Raw genomic sequence first — 18249 nt, forward strand, 5'->3', positions numbered from 1 at the left:
TCACGAACAGGACTCGATCGACGACCGACGATGACAATCGTGTGACGCCCGACACATCGGCGATTTACCGTCGGGTCAACGGAGCACACACGGGGGCAACGCACCGGCGGAGCGACCCGAAACCCGCGGTCTTGCCGGACGCTCCAGACGGGGAGAACGGCCATGCGCCGATCGAGCGAGCTCGACTCTGCTCCAGGGTGGCACACCGCGGACGATGCAGAAGCCACGCCACGGGGACTGCGCGCCCTCTGCTCCCCGGCCGGCATCGCCGGCGGTCTGACCGAGCTCGCCTGGGTCGGGGCGCACGCCCTGATCTACCCGCTGGGCGCCCGCATGGAGCGGCTGCGCACCGACCCGGGCACGCGGACCGGCGACCTGCCCCCCACGGTCCGGGCCCTCTACGCCGTCGACCCGCTCGCGGCCCGCACGCCGGTCCTGCTCGTCCACGGGCTGATCGACAACCGCTCCGTCTTCGCCGTCATGCGGCGGAGCCTGCGCAGGCGCGGGTTCGCCTCCGTCTGCTCCTGGAACTACAGCCCCCTCCTCACCGACGTGGCGCGCGGCGCCGCCGAGCTCGGCCAGCACATCGAGCGGATCTGCGAGCAGACCGGTCACGACCGGGTGCACGTCGTGGGGCACAGCCTCGGTGGCCTCATCGCGCGGTACCACGTGCAGCGGCAGGGCGGTGACCGGCGGGTCGGCACGCTCGTGACGCTGGGCACACCGCACCGGGGCTCGCTCCTCGCCCACATCGGGCCCACGCCGCTCATGCGCCAGCTGCGCCCCGGGTCACCGGTGCTGGAGGAGCTCGAGGAGCCCGCGCCGCACTGCCGGACGCGCATCACCGCGGTCTACAGCGATCTGGACCAGGTGGTGCTGCCCACGCGCTCCGGCCGCTGCGACCACCCCGATCTCGGCGCGCGCAACGTGCTGTTCCGGGGCATCGGGCACATGTCGCTGCCGATCCACCGGGGGGTGCTCGACGAGGTGGCCACGACCCTCGTCGGTGCCCGCGACCCCGGCACCGCCGGCGCACCCTTCGCCGCCGTCGCCTGACCGACCAGGCGCGGCCCCGGAGCCGTGTCGACTCGTCGACGTGACGACACGTGCACGTCGCGACACGCAGCGTCCGGTGCTTGGTCGGGCCATGACGGATCGTTACGGTCCGATCACGGCGCCGGGACGACCGGCGGACCCCCTCGGGCGTCCTCGCCGTCGTCGCTCCCCCGACGGACGCCCTCCGGGCGCTCGCCGGGCAGGTCGTCCGGGAAGGTCCACCGTGACTCGCAGCAGTGCCCAGGTGCTGGAGGGACCGCCGTCCGACGTCGTCGTGGTGCCCCGGCCCCGCGCCGCAGCAGAGGGTCCGGTCCGCACGCCCCTCCTGACGCCCGCCCTCGCCGCCGCCGAGGCCGAGGTCCTCGACGAGCCCCGCGCGCGGCGCCGCCTGCCCCACCCGCCGGGCCGCCGCGCCCCCCTCTGGCTCGCGGCGCTGGTCGCCGGGGCCGTGCTCGCCGGCATCCCGGCCGTGACCGGCGACCGCGGGAACGTCTCCGCCTCCGCCTCGGACTACGGGCTCGGCGTCAGCACCGAGGTGAGCTTCGCCGGCGGCCTGGAGGGCGCCGACGCCCGCCGCGGCATCACCGAGGCCGAGGCCCAGGCGCGGCTCGGCGAGCTCGCCGCCTCGCGCGCCGCCCGGCAGCCCAAGATCGTCGCCCCGACGCAGGGCACGCTGACCACCTGCTTCTGCCGGCGCTGGGGGACCATGCACTACGGCCTCGACCTGGCCGCGCCGCTGGGCATCCCCATCGTCACCGCCACCGACGGCGTCGTCGTGCGGGCCGGCCGCGCCTCGGGCTACGGCAACGCCGTCTACATCCAGGACGCCGACGGCAACGTGCACATCTACGGGCACATGCGCTACTACAACGTCTCGGCCGGGGACCTCGTCACCGCCGGCGACCAGATCGCCAAGATCGGCAACGAGGGCCAGTCCACCGGCCCGCACCTGCACTACGAGATCCACCGCGGCGGGATGGACGGCCGCCCGATCGACCCCCGGGCCTGGCTGGCCGAGCGCGGGGCCTTCGTCTGATCTGTCGGCCTCCGGCCGACACCGCGGCCAGGTGCGGTCCCCCTGCTGAGCCGAGCCGTTCCCAGCCGTTCGTCGGGAGACCCTCCGGGTCCATGACACCGTCGTCCTCCGGACGACACCGCGACCAGGTGCCGACCCCTGACTGACGGAGCCGCTTCGTCCTTCGGTCGCGGAGGCCTCCGGCCCCCACTCCTCAGGACAGAGCTGACCCCCTACAACTTCACGAGGGGGGCGTAGCGGAGGACGAGGCGCTTGGTGCCGCCGGAGCCGAAGTCGACCGTGGCCTGCGCCTTGTCGGCCACGCCGGTCACCTCGACCACGGTGCCGAGACCGAAGGCGTCGTGGCTCACCCGGTCACCGACCTCCACCGAGACGATCTGCCGGTTGCCCACGCCGCCGCGCAGGCCGCCGGTGGACAGCCCCGTCGCCGCCACCCGCGTCTGCGCCGACCGGTAACCGGTCGAGGGCGCGGGCACCGGGTCGGTCCGCTCCCAGTGGATGGTCTCGGCCGGGATCTCGTCGAGGAACCGCGACGGCGGGTTGTAGGCCGGCTGCCCCCAGCTGGTGCGCACCGTCGCCCGGGAGATGAAGAGCCGCTGGCGCGCCCGGGTGATGCCCACGTAGGCCAGCCGGCGCTCCTCCTCCAGCTCGCGCGGGTCCCCCAGCGCGCGCAGGTGCGGGAAGACGCCGTCCTCCATGCCCGTGAGGAAGACGACCGGGAACTCCAGCCCCTTGGCGGTGTGCAGCGTCATCAGCGTCACCACGCCGGCGTCGTCGCCGGACACCGGGATCTGGTCGGCGTCGGCGACCAGCGAGACCTGCTCCAGGAAGTCGGTGACCGAGCCGCCGGGGTTGGCCGCCTCGAACTCGGCGGCCACCGAGATGAGCTCGTTGAGGTTGTCGACCCGGCCCTCGTCCTGGGGGTCGGTGCTGGCCTGCAGCTCGGCGAGGTAGCCGGTGCGGTCGAGGATGCTCTCCAGCAGCGCCGCCGGGCCCGAGCCGGTCTCGACCAGCTGCTCGAACTCCTCCAGCAGCGCGACGAACTCCTGCACCGCCTTGAGGGAGCGGGTCGCGAGCGCGCCGATCTCCGAGCACCGCCGCAGCGCCGAGCCGAAGGCGATCCGCTCCCGGTCGGCGAAGGACTCGATGCACGACTCCGCCTTGTCGCCGATGCCGCGCTTGGGCACGTTGATGATGCGGCGCAGGCTCACGACGTCCGCCGGGTTGGCCACCAGCTTCAGGTAGGCCAGCGCGTCGCGGACCTCCTTGCGCTCGTAGAACCGCACCCCGCCGACGACCTTGTAGGGCATGCCGACGCGGATGAAGACCTCTTCGAACACGCGGGAGGCGTTGTTCGTCCGGTAGAAGACCGCGATGTCGGCGGGCCGGACCGCGCCCTCGTCGACCAGGGCGTCGATCTGCTCGGCGACCCAGGCGGCCTCGTCGTGCTCGTTGTCGGCGACGTAGCCCTCGATCAGCTCGCCGTCGCCCGAGTCGGTCCACAGGTTCTTGGGCCGCCGGCCGGTGTTCTTGGCGATGACGGTGTTCGCGGCCTTGAGGATGCGCTGGGTGGAGCGGTAGTTCTGCTCCAGCAGGATCGTCGTGGCCTGCGGGTAGTCGCGCTCGAACTCGTCGATGTTGCGGATGGTCGCGCCGCGGAAGGCGTAGATGGACTGGTCGGCGTCCCCGACCACGCAGAGCTCGGCCTGCGGGACGGGGCCCTCCCCCGTCCCGGTCAGCTCGCGCACCAGCATGTACTGGGCGTGGTTGGTGTCCTGGTACTCGTCGACCAGCACGTGCCGGAACCGGCGGCGGTAGTGCTCGGCCACGTCGGGGAAGGCCTGCAGCAGGTGGACCGTCGTCATGATCAGGTCGTCGAAGTCCATGGCGTGCGCCTCGCGCAGCCGCCGCTGGTAGAGCGTGTACGCCTCCTTGAGCACCTTCTCCGGCGCCGTCTGGGGGCTGAACGACTCCTCGTCGACGAGCTCGTTCTTGAGGTTGGACACCTGGTTGGACAGGCTCCGGCCGGGATAGCGCTTGGCGTCCAGGTCGAGGTCGCGGGCGACCATCGTCATCAGCCGGATCGAGTCGCCCTGGTCGTAGATCGTGAACGACGACTTCATGCCGAGCTTGCCGGCCTCGGCGCGCAGGATGCGCACGCACATCGAGTGGAAGGTCGACACCCACATCGACCGCGCCCGCGGACCCACCAGCGCGGCGACCCGCTCCTTCATCTCGCCCGCGGCCTTGTTGGTGAAGGTGATCGCCAGGATCTCCCCCGGCTGCACCCCGCGGGCGCCCAGGAGGTAGGCGATCCGGTGCGTGAGCACGCGCGTCTTGCCCGAACCGGCGCCGGCGACGATGAGCAGCGGGCTGCCCTCGTGGACGACGGCGTCGCGCTGCGGGCCGTTGAGGCCCGCGAGCATCCGGTCCAGCTCCCGCCCGAGCGAGCCGGGAGCGGAGCGCTGCAGGGCGGCGGTGCCGGGGAGGGACTGCTGGAGGCTGCTGCTCATGAACACAGCTCCGCTAGGGAACCGGAAGCTCGGGAAGCGCTCATCCGTGCCACTGTAAGCCGGACGGGTGACGGTCCCCGTGGGCCCGGGACCGCCCGCACCACCCGCCCCACGCCCCGGCGCGGTGCGCACCCCGGCGGTGCTGTGGCACACTCGGCCCGTGCTCGCCACCGTCAGCTTTTTCTACGGCCACCGGGATCCGGTGTCCGTCACCGCTGGCTGAGCACACGCCGCAACAGACGCCCCGGGCCCGAGGAGCCCGGGGCGTTTCTCGTTCTCGGACCTCCCGGCCCCCACACCACCGAGGAACCCGATGAGCACCCCCACCGCCACCCCCGTCGCGGGCCCGGCCGCCCCCGCGGACCCCGCCGACCGCATCGGCACGCTCCGCGGCGCGATCGACGCCTGCGACGCCGAGATCATCGAGCTCGTCCGGCGCCGGCTGGAGATCAGCCAGGAGATCGGTGCGCTCCGCGCCGCCTCCGGCGGGACCCGGCTCTCGCTCTCCCGCGAGCAGCAGGTGCTCTCGCGCTTCCGCACCGCGCTCGGCCCGGACGGCGCCGCCCTGGGCATGGTGCTGCTCCGCCAGGGGCGCGGCCGCCTGTAGCGCCGGGACGGCGGCTCAGGGGCCGCTGCGCCAGACCTGCGAGTCCTCGTCGCCCATCGCGGCCACCTCGAACACCCGGCCGGGGCGGGCCTCGTTCGCCTCGTCGGCCAGCTCCATGCCGAGCACGAGGGCCGCGTCGAGGTCCTCGGCCTGGCACTCGGTGGCCACGCGGAGCACCGCGCGGTCGGGCTCCCGCCACAGCCGCAGCTCGGGGTCCTCGGGCCGCAGCACCGCGCGGAGGGCGTCGATCGCGGCGTCGTCCAGGGGCGCGGAGGACCGGAGCGCGACGGTGAGCGTGTAGCCGGGCACCCCCCGAGTCTGCGGGAGCGGCGCCCGGGCTCCGCGCCCGGCCCACCTAGGCTCGCCGCGTGACCCTCCCCCAGCCGAAGCCCGCCGAGCACGTCGAGCGCGCTCTCTGCGTCCTGGCCCACCCCGACGACGTCGACTTCGGCAGCGCCGGCACCGTGGCGACCTGGACGGCGGCCGGCACCGAGGTGACCTACCTGATCGTCACCGACGGCGACGCGGGCGGGTTCGACGACACCCCGCGCGAGCAGATGGGCCCGCTGCGCCGGGCCGAGCAGGTGGCGGCGGCCAAGGAGGTCGGCGTCACCGACGTCCGATTCCTCGGCTACCCCGACGGCCGGCTGGAGCTCACGCTCGACCTGCGCCGCGACATCACCCGGGTCATCCGGCAGGTGCGTCCGCAGCGGGTGCTGACCAGCTCCCCCGAGCGGTTCTGGGAGCGGATCGGCGCGAGCCACCCCGACCACATGACCGTCGGGGAGTCGACGCTGCGCGCGGTCTACCCCGATGCGCGCAACCCCTTCGCCTTCCCCGAACTGCTGGCCGACGAGGGGCTCGACGCCTGGACCGTCGCCGAGGTCTGGCTGGGCGCCAGCCCGCGCGCCGACCACGCCGTCGACGTCACCGACGTCGTCGACCGCAAGCTCGCCGCGCTGCGCCGGCACGTCACGCAGGTGAGCCACGTCGAGGACCTCGACGACTTCCTCACCGGCTGGATGCGGCAGACCGCGCAGCGGCTGGGCCTGCCGGCGGGCCGCCTCGCCGAGGCCTTCCACGTCGTCCACACCGCCTGACCCCGGGACGAAACGGGACCGCAACACCGGGCCCCGCCGGCGCCACGCGGACGCAACACCGGGCCCGTACAACTCCCCCGACGGCCACCCACGGCACCGGGAGAGCACATGACCACCTCGCCTGACCACACCCACCCCGACCCGCAGGAGGCGGCCGAGCGCCTCGAACGGGGGCTGGGCCGCCGCGGCTTCGTGCAGGCCGCCCTGGCGACCGGGGCGCTGCTCGCCGCGGGCGCGGCGACGGCCGGGCCGGCGGGCGCCGCCCCCGCACCGCGGACCCGCCTGCCGCGCGAGGTGCTCCAGCCGGGCAAGGGCCCGATCGACGGGCAGGTCTACCTGCCCTCCCTGCCCGACCAGGTCCGCTGGGGCTACCTGCCGCGCACCACCGACGCCCCGGTGGCCCACGTCCGCTCGGGCGGCACGATCACCATCGACACCGTCAGCCACGAGGGGATCCTCGAGGACCAGGGGCGCGACCCCGTCGCCTGGTTCGGCAGCAAGGGCGTGCCCCGTGAGCAGGTGCTGGACGACGCCGTCGCCATCGCCGCGGAGTACGCCCGGCACCCGCGGGACTTCGACGCCGACGGGCCGCACGTGGTCACCGGCCCGGTGCACGTCGAGGGCGCCCGCCCCGGCGACGTGCTCAAGATCGAGCCGCTGACCGCGCTGCCGCGGGTGCCCTACGGCGTCGTCTCCAGCCGGCACGGCAAGGGCGCGCTGTCGGCCGCGTTCGCCGCCGCTCCCGGCGACCTCACCGCCGGCGAGGTCATGCCGACCACCCCCGACGGGCGCAGCACCGGGAACCCGCTGCAGTACGGCAACGTCTCGATCTTCACGCCGCTGGCGGTCCGCGGCGGCGCGGTGCGGGCGTCGCTGCCCCGCGGCCCGAAGGGCTCGGTCTCCTGGCCGGTCGACCCCTTCGCCGGGCTCATGGCGGTGGCGACGGTCGGCGACGCGGCGGCCCTCAACGACCCCCTGGTCAACTCCATCCCGCCCACTGTCGGCGGCGGCAACATCGACGTGAACCTGCTGGGCGTCGGCTCGGCGTTCTACGTCCCCGTCGTCGCGCCCGGCGCGCTCTTCTCCGTCGGCGACCCGCACATGTCGATGGGCAGCGGCGAGGTCGCGCTCACCGCGCTGGAGGGCTCGCTGCGCCTCACCTTCCGGCTCACCGTCTGCCGCCCGGGCACCTCCGACGCCCCGTCGGTCGCGTTCCGCTACCCCTTCGGGGAGACGCCGGAGTCCTGGCTGCCGATCGGCCTCTCCGACCCGGACGGCGCCCGGTTCGGGCAGGGCAGCGACCTCGACGTCGCCAACCGGCGGGCGGTGGTGCACGCGCTGGACTTCCTGCAGGACGACCTCGGGATGGACCGCGCCGTCGCCTACGCCTACCTGTCGGCCGCGGTCGACTTCGAGGTCTCGCAGGTCGTCGACCGCACCGTCGGCGTGCACGCGGTCATCCCCAAGAGCCACTTCCGCTGACGGGCGGACCACCGGCCGGCCCCCGCCGATGAGTTCCGGCCGGCCCGGTGGTCTCCTCCCCGTGAGCGGCGCGAGGACTGATCGGGACCGGGCGGAGCGCGTGGTGGATGCGGTGGCCGGGGCGGTCGCCGATGGTCAGGTGCCCGGCGCCGCCTGGTGGGTGGGCCGGCACGGGGAGATGGTCTCCCGCGGTGCGGCCGGGGTCCACGTCCCGGGTGCGGACGACGCGGTGCGGCCGGACAGCGTCTTCCGCCTCTCCTCCACCACCAAGCCGGTCGTCGCGGCGGCCGCGATGACGCTGGTCGACGACGGGACCCTGGCCCTCGACGAGCCGGTCGACGCCCTGCTGCCCGAACTGGCCGAGCGGCAGGTCCTGCGGGACCCCTCCGACGCGAGCGCCGGCACGGTGCCGGCGGCCCGGCCGATCACCGTCCGCGACGTCCTCACCTCCCGCCTCGGCCTGGGCCTGGACTTCGCCGCCCCGTGGCCGACGCCGACGGTGGCCGCGCTGGCCGCCGCCGGGCTGCCCGTCGGCCCGCCGGCGCCGCAGCGCGCCCCGGAGCCCGACGAGTGGATGCGGGTGGTCGGCAGCGTCCCGCTGGCGCACCAGCCGGGCACCCGCTGGCTCTACCACGTGGGCGCGAGCGTGCTCGGCGTCCTCGTCGCCCGCGCCGCCGGGAAGCCGCTGCCCGAGGTCCTCGCCGACCGCCTCCTCGACCCGCTGGGCATGCGCAGCACCGGGTTCGGCGTGCCCCCGGCCGCGCGGGACCGGCTGGGGCCGCACTGGACGCCGCCCGGGCCCGACGGCGGCCGCGAGGTCTACGACCCGGCGGAGGGCCAGTGGGCCTCCCCGCCCGCGTTCCCCGACGGCGGGGACGGGCTGGTGTCCACCGTCGACGACCTCGCCGCGCTCGCCCGGGCGCTGGGCGACGGCGGGCGGTGCGGGGAAGACGCACGGGTGCTCAGCGAGGCAGCGGTGCGGGACATGACCACCGAGCAGGTGGGCCCGGTCGACGACGAGGGCGGGGGGTGGGGGCTGGGCGTCGGCGTCCGCCGCACCGACGAGCCCGGGGGCCGGCACGCCGGCTCCTACGGCTGGGACGGCGGCCTGGGCAGCTCCTGGTGGAGCGACCCGGTCACCGGCGTGACGGCGGTGCTGCTCACCAACCAGATGTGGGCCTCGCCGCAGCCGCCCCCGCTGTTCGGTGCCTTCCGGGCCGCGGCGTTCGGCACCTAGAGCAACCGGTTGGTCGCCGCCCAGCGGGTGAGCTCGTTGCGGTTGGAGAGCTGCAGCTTGCGCAGCACGTTGGAGGCGTGGGACTCCACCGTCTTCACCGAGATGAACAGCCGGGACCCGATCTCCCGGTAGGTGTAGCCGCGGGCCAGCAGCTGCATCACCTCCCGCTCCCGGGCGCTCAGCAGGTCCAGGCCGGGGTCCGTCGCCTCCGCCGCCGGCTCCGGTGCGGCGGCGCCACCGGCGGCGAAGGCATCGAGCACGAAGCCGGCCAGCCGGGGGCTGAAGACGACGTCGCCGTCGGCCACCCGGCGGACGGCGTCGAGCAGGTCGGGCCCCGAGATCGTCTTCGTGACGTAGCCCCGCGCCCCGGCCCGGATCACGGCGATGACGTCCTCCGCGGCGTCGGACACCGAGAGGGCCAGCCACTTCACCTCGGGCAGCTCACCGCGGAGGGTCTCCAGGACCGCGCGGCCGCCTCCGCCGGGCATGTGGACGTCGAGCAGCACGACGTCGGGTCGGGTGGTGCGGATCCCCTCGACCGCGGTGGCGACGTCGGCGGCCTCACCCACGACGGCCACCTCCCCGCCCAGCTCGGCGCGCACGCCGGTGCGCACCATCGCGTGGTCGTCCACCACGAAGACCCGTGGGGTACTGCTCTGCTGCTCGACCGGCGTCACGCGCTCCTCCTCGGCAGGACCAGCTCGACCTCGGTCCCCTCACCCGGCGTCGACCGGACCAGGGCCGAGCCTCCCAGCCGCGCCAGCCGGCCGTGCACCGAGTCCCGCAGCCCCCGGCGGTCGTCCGGCACCGTGCCCGGGTCGAAACCCTTGCCGCGGTCCCGGACGAAGACCGACACCTGGTCGGCGGTCACCTCGGTGTACAGGTCCGCCGACGGCTCGCCGGAGTGCTTGGCCGCGTTGACCAGCGCCTCACGGGTCGCGGCGCCGAGGGCGGCGAGCTCCTCGTCGACCGGGGCGTCACCGACGACGACGGGGTCGACGGTCAACGCGTGGTCGGCCTCCACCTCGGCGACCATGCCGGCCACCAGCCCGGCCCACGTGCCGCCCTCGCGGACCGCGGCGGGGTCGTACAGCCAGGCCCGGAGCTCCCGCTCCTGGCTGCGGGCCAGCCGGCTCACCGCCTGCGGCTCCTCGGCGTTGCGCTGGATCAGGGCGAGCGTCTGCAGCACCGAGTCGTGCAGGTGCGCGGCGACGGCCGCCCGCTCCTCCGACCGGATGCGGGCGGCGCGTTCCTCGGCGCGGGAGTCGAGCAGCCGCCGCCAGAGTGGGGCGGTGGCCAGGACGACCCCGGTGAGGATGAGCAGGGTGGCGGCGAACCCGTTGCGTGCGTTGGCCAGCTGGCCGGTGGTGGCGAGCAGGAGGAACAACCCGACGCCGAGGACGGCGACCCCACCGGCCAGGGCCCAGCGCACGCCGGCGACGGCGAGCGTCCGGTCGGTGTCCAGCTGCCGCCAGATCACGGTGAGCCCACCGCCCAGCAGGATCAGCGGCAGCACGACGTCGGAGCTCGTCCACTGGCTGAGCTGGCCGAGCAGGCTGACGGCGATCAGGCCGAGCACGACCAGCGCGATCCACTGCCGGGCACCGGCCGGGCGCCAGCCCTCGGTCACCGCGGTCGGCTCCCCGGGGGCGGCCACCGGCATCGTGAGCCACAGCAGCGCGTAGGCGATGATCCCGAGCCCCGTCGTCGCCAGCAGCACGAACGCCACCCGCACGACCAGCGGGTCCTGGCGCAGGTGGGCGGCGGTGCCGGCCGCGACGCCGGCGACGAGGCGCCCCTCGCGCGGACGCGCCAGGGGCGGGCGCGGCGGGAGGCGCAGGTCGGTGGTCACGCTACCGATCGTCGCACCGGCGGCCCGCCCGCCGACACCGGTGATCACCCCGGAAAGGGAACCAGGGTCGGTTCCGGGGGTTCCCTGATGGTCACCGGCCCCGCCGGTCGGCACGCTTGCTGCCATGACCTCCGCACCCCCTCCCGCTCCCCCCGCGGTGGAGCCGCCCCCGTGGTCGCCCCCGCCCGACCGCGCCCCGTTGCGCCGCAGCCGCAGCGACAAGGTGATCGGCGGCGTCAGCGGCGGCCTCGCCGAGTACAGCGGCGTCGACGCGCTCCTGTGGCGGGTCGGCTTCGTCGCCCTCGCCCTCGCCGGCGGCACCGGCGTCCTGGTGTACCTGCTGCTGTGGCTGCTCATGCCGGTCGCGGCGGACGGCACCCCGTCGGCGCCCGGGCGCCCGTTCCTGCCGTCACGGGCCCGGGGGCCCGTGGCCCCGCGGTCGCCGGTCCCGGGCATCACCATCGCCGGGCTGCTGATCCTGATGGGGCTGCTGGCCCTGCTGTCCCGGCTCACCGGCTGGGACCCCGGGCCGGCCGCCTTCCTCGGCACGGCGCTGCTCGTCGTCGGCGCCGGCCTGGTCGTCGCCGCCGTCACCGGTGGCCGCACCGCCCGCGGTGGGCTGATCACCCTCGGGGTGCTCCTGTCCCTGGCGCTGATGATCGCCACGACCACGCCCTCCGGTGGGGACGGCGTCGGCGACCGGACGTACCGTCCCCAGACCGCCGCCGACGTCCGGGAGGTCTACAGCGGGGGCATCGGCGACCTGACCGTCGACCTCTCCGACGTGCCCCTCGACGACCTCGACGAGGCCCTCGAGGTGCGGGTCGAGCACGGCATAGGGAACGTCGAGGTGATCGTCCCCCGCTCGGCCGACGTGCGGGTCTCCGCGGACCACGGCGTGGGCGAGGTCGACGTCTTCGGCTCCACCACGTCCGGGAGCGGCTACGTCGCCGGCCTCGGCACCGCCGACTGGACCGACGACGGCGAGGCCGAGATCGAACTCGAGATCCACAGCGGTATCGGACAGGTGGAGGTGTCCCGTGGCTGACTACAGCGAGTTCCCGACCACGCCGACGGCGTGGCAGGAGCAGCAGTGGCAGATGGTCCGTCCCCTGGAGACCGAGGACCAGCCCGCCCCGGAGCCACGGCGCAGGGTCGACCTGGTCGCCCTCGTCCCGGGTGTCCTCTTCATCCTGCTGGCGCTGTCGGCGCTGGTCGGCGTCGACCTGCCCTTCAGCCTCTTCGAGGACGGCACTCTCCTCTGGCTCCTCCTCGTCGGGGCAGGCGTGGCCCTGCTGGTGCGGGAGCTCCGCAGACCGCGCCGCCGGGGCTGACCGGCAGGAGGGACGGAGGGCGAGGGCCCGGGAGCGACCGCTCCCGGGCCCTCGCCGCGTCCTGCGGTCACCCCGTCGCGTAGATGAGCCCGACCGTGGCCAGGTAGATGAGCGGGATCACGAAGCCCTCGAAGCCGATGCCCTTGCGGTCGCGCACGACCAGCCCGCCGGCGAGCACGGCCGTCATGAGCATGGTGCCCCCGAGGAGGACGAGGCTCGGGTCGCCGGCGTCCCGGTAGACCGGGCCTTCCAGGTAGAAGACGTCGGCCATGCCGATCATCAGGGTGTCGAAGGTGTTGCCACCGATGATGTTGCCGACGCCGAGGGTCGGGATGCCCATCCGCACGGCGGTCACGAGCACGACCAGCTCGGGCAGCGACGTGATCGCCGTGGTGAAGGTGAAGCCGACCAGGGTGCTGGGCAGCCCGGTCGTCGCGATGACGCCGAGGCCGGCCTGACCGATGACCCATCCGGCGACCCCGACGACGAGGCCGAGGGCCGCCAGCTGCAGCCAGAGCGCGCTCATCCGGGCGTGGCTCGCCTCCGGCCCGTCGCCCTCCTTCTCGGTCGCCGATGTGAGCACGGGCTCCCACATCGGTGACTTCTGCAGGCGCCGGAGGAGGTGGAGCCCGTACCCGTACACGACCGGGATGAGCAGCGTGATCGGGTGGATCCACCCCAGCCGCAGAGCCGGTGTGGCGTAGGCGACGACCGGGACGGCCAGCAGCGCCACCAGGATCAGGGCCTGCAGCAGGTTCTCCAGCGAGGCCGCGGCGTGCTCCAGGTTGGCCCGGCGGTAGATCAGGTCGGCGATGGCCAGCCAGACCGTCTGCACCGCCACGCCGCCGACCGGGTTCGCGAGCCCGAACCCCGGATCACCCTCCAGGGAGCCGGTCACGGTGGTCACGATGCCGGGCAGCGACGTGACCGCACCGAGGAGCAGGGCACCCCCGAGGGCGTCGCCCATGCCGGTGCGCTCGGCCAGCGAGTCGGCCACGCGGGTCAGTCGCACCCCGGCCAGGACGATGACCACGCCCATCCCGACCAGGGCGAGCACGCTCGGCACGAGTGGCCACGTCGCGGTCACTCGCGCCTCCGTCCTCCAGCGATCTTGTGGAGGCCTAGAAAATCACGAGGTCCGCGCGGCGGCGACCTGGCGTGCTGGTACGGCCCTCCTGCAGGGGCCCGGCGCGAGCGTCAGCGAGGGTCGGGGGGCAGGAGGGTCCTCATTCCCACTCGATGGTGCCCGGCGGCTTGCTGGTCACGTCGAGGGTGACCCGGTTGATCTCCGCCACCTCGTTGGTGATCCGGGTGGAGATCCTCGCCAGCACGTCGTAGGGCAGGCGGGTCCAGTCGGCGGTCATCGCATCCTCGCTGGACACCGGGCGCAGCACGACCGGGTGGCCGTAGGTGCGCCCGTCCCCCTGCACGCCGACCGAGCGGACGTCGGCCAGCAAGACGACGGGGCACTGCCAGATCTCGTCGTCCAGCTTCGCCGCGGAGAGCTCCTCGCGGGCGATGGCGTCGGCCTTGCGCAGCACGTCGAGCCGTTCGCGGGTGACCTCCCCGACGATGCGGATGCCGAGCCCCGGGCCCGGGAACGGCTGGCGCTGCACGAGCCGGTCGGGCAGGCCGAGCTGCCGGCCGACCTCGCGCACCTCGTCCTTGAACAGCGTGCGCAGCGGCTCGACGAGGGTGAAGGTGAGGTCCTCGGGCAGCCCGCCGACGTTGTGGTGGCTCTTGATGTTCGCCGTCCCGCTGCCGCCGCCGGACTCGACGACGTCGGGGTACAGCGTGCCCTGCACGAGGAAGTCGACGGTCTCGCCGTGCGCCTGGGCGTCGGCGACGACGTCGGTGGCCGCCTGCTCGAACACCCGGATGAACTCGCGGCCGATGACCTTCCGTTTCTCCTCCGGGTCGCTGACCCCGGCGAGCGCGGCGAGGAACTGGTCGCTCGCGTCCACGACCCGCAGGTCCGCGCCGGTGGTGGCGGCGAAGTCCCGCTCGATCTGCTCGGTCTCGCCGGCCCGCATCAGGCCGTGGTCGACGTAGACGCAGGTGAGCTTGTCGCCGATCGCCCGCTGCACCAGCGCCGCGGCGACGGCGGAGTCGACCCCGCCCGAGAGCGCGCACAGCGCCCGACGGTCGCCGATCCGCTCGCGGATCGCGGCGACCTGCTCGTCGACGACGTTGCTCATCGTCCAGGTCGGCTGGAGCCCGGCGATGTCGAAGAGGAAGTGCTCGAGCACCGTCTGGCCGTGGGCGGTGTGCCGCACCTCGGGGTGGAACTGGACCCCGGCGAGCCGTCGGTCGACGTCCTCGAAGGCGGCGACGGGCGCACCGGTCGACGTCGCCGTCACGGTGAAGCCGGGCGGGGCTGCGCTGACGGCGTCGCCGTGGCTCATCCAGACGTTCTGCTCGACCGGGAGGTCCCCGAACAGCCGCGCCTGCGTGGTGACCGTCAGCGGGGTGCCGCCGTACTCGCGGTCGCCGGTGCGGGAGACGGTGCCGCCCAGGGAGGCGGCCATCGCCTGGAAGCCGTAGCAGATGCCGAACGCCGGGACGCCGGACTCGAACAGCGTCGGGTCCACCTGCGGGGCCTCGGGCGCGTACACGCTCGACGGGCCCCCGGAGAGCACGATCGCGGCCGGCTTGCGAGCCACGATCTCCTCGGCCGGCACCTCCGAGGAGACGATCTCGGAGTAGACGCCGGCCTCGCGGATGCGCCGGGCGATGAGCTGCGCGTACTGGGCGCCGAAGTCGACGACGAGGACGGTCGGGAACTCCACGCTCAGCCGCCGATGACCAGGTCGACCCGCTGGAACTCCTTGAGGTCGGAGTACCCGGTCTTGGCCATGGTGCGGGCCAGCGCACCGAACAGGTTGGTGCGGCCGTCGGCGTCCCGGGCCTCGCCGAGGAGCACGTCGGCCAGGGAGCCGGCCGGCTCGATCCGCGCGGAGGTGCCGCCGCGCGGCAGCCGCGGGTGCGCCGCCACCGAGTCCCACCACACCCCGCCACCGGGCGCCTCCGCCGCAGCGCGCAGCGGCTCCCCGAGCTGGACGGCGTCGGCGCCGCAGGCCAGCGCCCGGGCGATCGCGCCGCTGGTCTCGATCCGGCCGTTGGCGATGACGTGGACGTACCGGCCGCCGGTCTCGTCCAGGTAGTCGCGGCGGGCCGCGGCGGCGTCGGCGATCGCGCTGGCCAGCGGCACGCGGATGCCCATGACGTCGTCGGTGGTCGAGTAGGTGTCGGCGCCGACCCCGACGATCACGCCGGCCGCGCCGGTGCGCATGAGGTGCAGGGCGGTCGTGTAGTTCGCCGCACCCCCCACGATCACGGGGACGTCGAGGTCGGCGATGAACTCCTTCAGGTTGAGCGCGTCGCCCTGGCTGGTGACGTGCTCGGCCGAGACGATCGTGCCCTGGATGACCAGCATGTCCACCCCGGCCGAGAGCGCCGCGGGCGCGAGCTGCTCGGTGTGCTGGGGCGAGATCCGGATCGCCGTGGTCACCCCGGCGTCGCCGATCTCCTTGATGCGCGCGGTGATCAGGTCGGTCTTCACCGGCTCGGCGTAGACCTCCTGCAGCAGGGCCACCGGCGGGGCTCCGGCCGCGGCCGCCTCGGCGATCCGGCGGTACACCTCCGCCGGGTCGTCGTAGCGGGCCCACAGGCCCTCACCGTTGAGCACCCCGAGGCCACCGGCCTGGCCGGCGGCGATCGCCGTCGCCGGGCTCATGACGGCGTCGCTGGGGCTGGTGACCAGCGGGATCTCGAACCGGAAGGCGTCGATCTGCCAGGCGGTCGAGACGTCGTCGACGTCGCGGGTGCGGCGGGACGGGACGATGGAGACCTCATCCAGGTCGTAGCCCCGGCGGGCGAAGCGGTTGAGGCCGATCTCGACGGTGTCGCGCACGTTCACGGTTCAGCGGCCTCGGTAGTTGGGTGCTTCGACGGTCATCTGGATGTCGTGGGGGTGGCTCTCCACGAGCCCCGCGGAGGTGATGCGGGTGAGCTGACCGCGCTCCTTGAGCTCGGCGACGGTGCCGGCCCCGGCGTAGCCCATGGAGGCGCGCAGGCCGCCGACGAGCTGGTGGGCCACGCCCGACAGCGCGCCGCGGTAGGGCACCTGCCCCTCGATGCCCTCGGGCACGAGCTTGTCGTCGGAGAGGACGTCGTCGGCGAAGTACCGGTCGCGGCTGAACGACTGGTTGCCCCGCTTCTGCATGGCGCCCAGCGAGCCCATGCCGCGGTAGGTCTTGTACTGCTTGCCGTTCATGAAGACCAGCTCGCCCGGGGCCTCCTCGACGCCGGCGAACAGGCCACCGATCATCACGGTGTCCGCGCCGGCGACCAGCGCCTTGGCGATGTCGCCGGAGTACTGCAGGCCGCCGTCGGCGATGACCGGGACGCCCGCCGGCCCGGCCGCCAGCCAGGCCTCGTAGATGGCGCTGATCTGCGGGACGCCGACGCCCGCGACCACGCGGGTGGTGCAGATGGAGCCGGGGCCGACGCCGACCTTGACCGCGTCCACGCCCGCGTCCACGAGGGCCTGCGCGCCGGCGCGGGTCGCGACGTTGCCGCCGACGACCTCCACGCCCTGGCCCGCCCCGGCGGCGCCGCCGCCGAAGTCCTTCTTCACCCGCGCGACCATCTCCAGCACCGCCCGCTGGTGGCCGTGCGCGGTGTCGACGACGAGCACGTCGACCCCGGCGTCGACCAGCAGCCCGGCGCGCTTGTAGGCGTCCTCGCCGACGCCGAGCGCCGCGCCGACGACCAGGCGCCCGTCGGCGTCCTTGGTGGAGAGCGGGAACTGGTCGCGCTTGACGAAGTCCTTCACGGTGATCAGCCCGCGGAGCCGGCCGGCGTCGTCGACCAGCGGCAGCTTCTCGATCTTGTGCTGGGAGAGCAGGCCGAGCGCGGTCTCCGGGTCGACGCCCACCGGGGCGGTGACCAGCGGCATCGGCGTCATGACGTCGCGCACCAGCCGGTTCATGTCCGTCTCGAACCGCATGTCGCGGTTGGTGACGATGCCGACCAGGACGCCCTCGGCGTCGACGACCGGAGCCCCGGAGATGCGGTAGCGCGCCGAGAGGGCGTCCACCTCGGCGAGGGTGTTCTCGGGCGAGCAGGTGACCGGGTTGGTGACCATGCCGGCCTCCGACCGCTTGACCAGGTCGGCCTGGCCGGCCTGCTCCTCGGCGGAGAGGTTGCGGTGCAGCACCCCCATGCCGCCGACGCGGGCCATGGCGATCGCCATGCGCGCCTCGGTCACGGTGTCCATCGCGCTGGACAGCAGGGGCACCGCCAGGGTGATGCGCCGGGTCACCCGGCTGCTGGTGTCCACCTCGGCCGGGACGACGTCGGACGCCCCGGGCACCAGGAGGACGTCGTCGTAGGTGAGCCCGAGGCGGGCGAACTTCGCCGGCAGCTCGGGCACGGAGTCGGGCTGCATGTGCGCGGCCACCCTTCGGCGCGGATCGGGTCGGACACCGGTTCGACACACCTCGCGGGCGCGCGGGACCTGCTCTGATCGTAGGCGGCGGCGCGGAGGGGGCGTCGCTCCGCCTGCCCGGCGGCTACCGTGTGACCGTGTCTCCGTTCGACGACGCCTCCGGGCCCGACTTCGGCCCGGCCGACGGCCCCGCCCCTCCGCCCCTCACGATGGAGGAGCGCGCCGGGGTGCTCGACGACCTCGCCGAGCTCGAGGTCTTCCGCACGCTGCTCGAGCCGACCGGCATCAAGGGCATCGTGGTCGACTGCCCCGACTGCGAGGAGGAGCACCACGTCGACTGGGCGCTGATGCAGGCCAACCTGCGTCAGCTCCTCGACGAGGGCCAGACCGGCCGGCACGAGCCGCCGTTCGACCCGAACCCCGACGACTACGTCAGCTGGGACTACGCCAGCGGGTACGCCGACGGCGTCGCGGCGCTGGCGGAGCGGGACGAGCCCAGCGGCGGGCGCACCGGCCGCCACGCCCGGGACGACTGAGTCGATCGCGATCCTCCGGATCGCACCGCGGCCACGTGCCGTCC

At 74.2% G+C, this 18249-nt stretch carries 17 protein-coding genes; 9 read left to right on the forward strand and 8 right to left on the reverse strand.

The features are described 5' to 3' along the window. Positions 1-162 precede the first annotated feature (162 nt). Both ACI79P_RS03250 and ACI79P_RS03255 read left to right on the forward strand, forming a co-directional pair. Positions 163-1056: an esterase/lipase family protein gene (locus tag ACI79P_RS03250; protein WP_456579609.1), complete on the forward strand. Its 894-nt coding sequence runs from the start codon at positions 163-165 to the stop codon at positions 1054-1056. A gap of 223 nt (positions 1057-1279) precedes the next feature. Continuing rightward, positions 1280-2092: a M23 family metallopeptidase gene (locus ACI79P_RS03255; RefSeq protein WP_456579610.1), complete on the forward strand. Its 813-nt coding sequence runs from the start codon at positions 1280-1282 to the stop codon at positions 2090-2092. A gap of 212 nt (positions 2093-2304) precedes the next feature. Here ACI79P_RS03255 and pcrA read toward each other — a convergent pair whose 3' ends face one another. Beyond that, positions 2305-4605, reverse strand: a complete 2301-nt coding sequence (gene pcrA, locus ACI79P_RS03260; protein ID WP_456579611.1) for a DNA helicase PcrA — start codon at positions 4603-4605, stop codon at positions 2305-2307. A 313-nt stretch (positions 4606-4918) separates the two neighbouring features. Here pcrA and ACI79P_RS03265 point away from each other — a divergent pair, with 313 nt between their 5' ends. Continuing rightward, positions 4919-5212, forward strand: coding sequence for a chorismate mutase (locus tag ACI79P_RS03265; RefSeq protein ID WP_456579612.1), 294 nt, complete (start codon positions 4919-4921; stop codon positions 5210-5212). Between the two features lie 15 nt (positions 5213-5227). Here ACI79P_RS03265 and ACI79P_RS03270 read toward each other — a convergent pair whose 3' ends face one another. Further along, the gene (locus tag ACI79P_RS03270) at positions 5228-5521 is read right to left on the reverse strand and encodes a hypothetical protein (protein ID WP_456579613.1); all 294 of its coding nucleotides are present in this window, start codon (positions 5519-5521) and stop codon (positions 5228-5230) included. A gap of 59 nt (positions 5522-5580) precedes the next feature. On the opposite strand from ACI79P_RS03270, the gene ACI79P_RS03275 reads away from it, so the two are divergent. The 3 genes from ACI79P_RS03275 (at position 5581) to ACI79P_RS03285 (ending at position 9031) form a co-directional block, all read left to right on the forward strand. Beyond that, positions 5581-6312 carry a PIG-L deacetylase family protein gene (locus ACI79P_RS03275; RefSeq protein ID WP_456579614.1) on the forward strand — a complete coding sequence of 244 codons (732 nt, stop codon included), beginning with the start codon at positions 5581-5583 and terminating at the stop codon, positions 6310-6312. 108 nt (positions 6313-6420) lie between these two features. After that, positions 6421-7794, forward strand: a complete 1374-nt coding sequence (locus ACI79P_RS03280; RefSeq protein ID WP_456579615.1) for an acetamidase/formamidase family protein — start codon at positions 6421-6423, stop codon at positions 7792-7794. A gap of 103 nt (positions 7795-7897) precedes the next feature. Next, entirely contained in the window at positions 7898-9031 is a 1134-nt protein-coding gene (locus ACI79P_RS03285; RefSeq protein WP_456579616.1) for a serine hydrolase domain-containing protein, read from the forward strand. Here ACI79P_RS03285 and ACI79P_RS03290 read toward each other — a convergent pair. Both ACI79P_RS03290 and ACI79P_RS03295 read right to left on the reverse strand, forming a co-directional pair. Continuing rightward, complete coding sequence (locus tag ACI79P_RS03290) at positions 9028-9708, reverse strand: response regulator (protein WP_456579617.1); 681 nt, start codon at positions 9706-9708, stop codon at positions 9028-9030. The genes ACI79P_RS03285 and ACI79P_RS03290 overlap by 4 nt on opposite strands. Beyond that, on the reverse strand, positions 9705-10883 hold the full coding sequence (locus tag ACI79P_RS03295; RefSeq protein WP_456579618.1) for an ATP-binding protein: 1179 nt from the start codon (positions 10881-10883) through the stop codon (positions 9705-9707). Before ACI79P_RS03295 ends, ACI79P_RS03290 begins: the two co-directional genes overlap by 4 nt. A gap of 124 nt (positions 10884-11007) precedes the next feature. On the opposite strand from ACI79P_RS03295, the gene ACI79P_RS03300 reads away from it, so the two are divergent. Further along, on the forward strand, positions 11008-11931 hold the full coding sequence (locus ACI79P_RS03300) for a PspC domain-containing protein (protein ID WP_456579619.1): 924 nt from the start codon (positions 11008-11010) through the stop codon (positions 11929-11931). Further along, complete coding sequence (locus tag ACI79P_RS03305; RefSeq protein ID WP_456579620.1) at positions 11924-12217, forward strand: hypothetical protein; 294 nt, start codon at positions 11924-11926, stop codon at positions 12215-12217. Before ACI79P_RS03300 ends, ACI79P_RS03305 begins: the two co-directional genes overlap by 8 nt. 67 nt (positions 12218-12284) lie before the next feature. Here the strand turns inward: ACI79P_RS03305 and ACI79P_RS03310 are convergent, their stop codons facing one another. The 4 genes from ACI79P_RS03310 to guaB form a co-directional block, all read right to left on the reverse strand. Further along, on the reverse strand, positions 12285-13304 hold the full coding sequence (locus ACI79P_RS03310; RefSeq protein WP_456579621.1) for a sodium:calcium antiporter: 1020 nt from the start codon (positions 13302-13304) through the stop codon (positions 12285-12287). 139 nt (positions 13305-13443) lie between these two features. Continuing rightward, a complete protein-coding gene (gene guaA, locus ACI79P_RS03315) occupies positions 13444-15006 on the reverse strand; it encodes a glutamine-hydrolyzing GMP synthase (protein ID WP_456579622.1) in 1563 nt (520 codons plus the stop codon). Positions 15007-15008: 2 nt separating this feature from the next. Further along, on the reverse strand, positions 15009-16136 hold the full coding sequence (locus tag ACI79P_RS03320; RefSeq protein ID WP_456579623.1) for a GuaB3 family IMP dehydrogenase-related protein: 1128 nt from the start codon (positions 16134-16136) through the stop codon (positions 15009-15011). A gap of 3 nt (positions 16137-16139) precedes the next feature. Further along, entirely contained in the window at positions 16140-17669 is a 1530-nt protein-coding gene (gene guaB, locus ACI79P_RS03325; RefSeq protein WP_456579624.1) for an IMP dehydrogenase, read from the reverse strand. 137 nt (positions 17670-17806) lie between these two features. Here guaB and ACI79P_RS03330 point away from each other — a divergent pair, with 137 nt between their 5' ends. Next, complete coding sequence (locus tag ACI79P_RS03330) at positions 17807-18205, forward strand: DUF5319 family protein (protein WP_456579625.1); 399 nt, start codon at positions 17807-17809, stop codon at positions 18203-18205. The last annotated feature ends 44 nt before the right edge of the window (positions 18206-18249 follow it).

This window comes from Blastococcus sp. SYSU DS0510 (assembly GCF_054050835.1).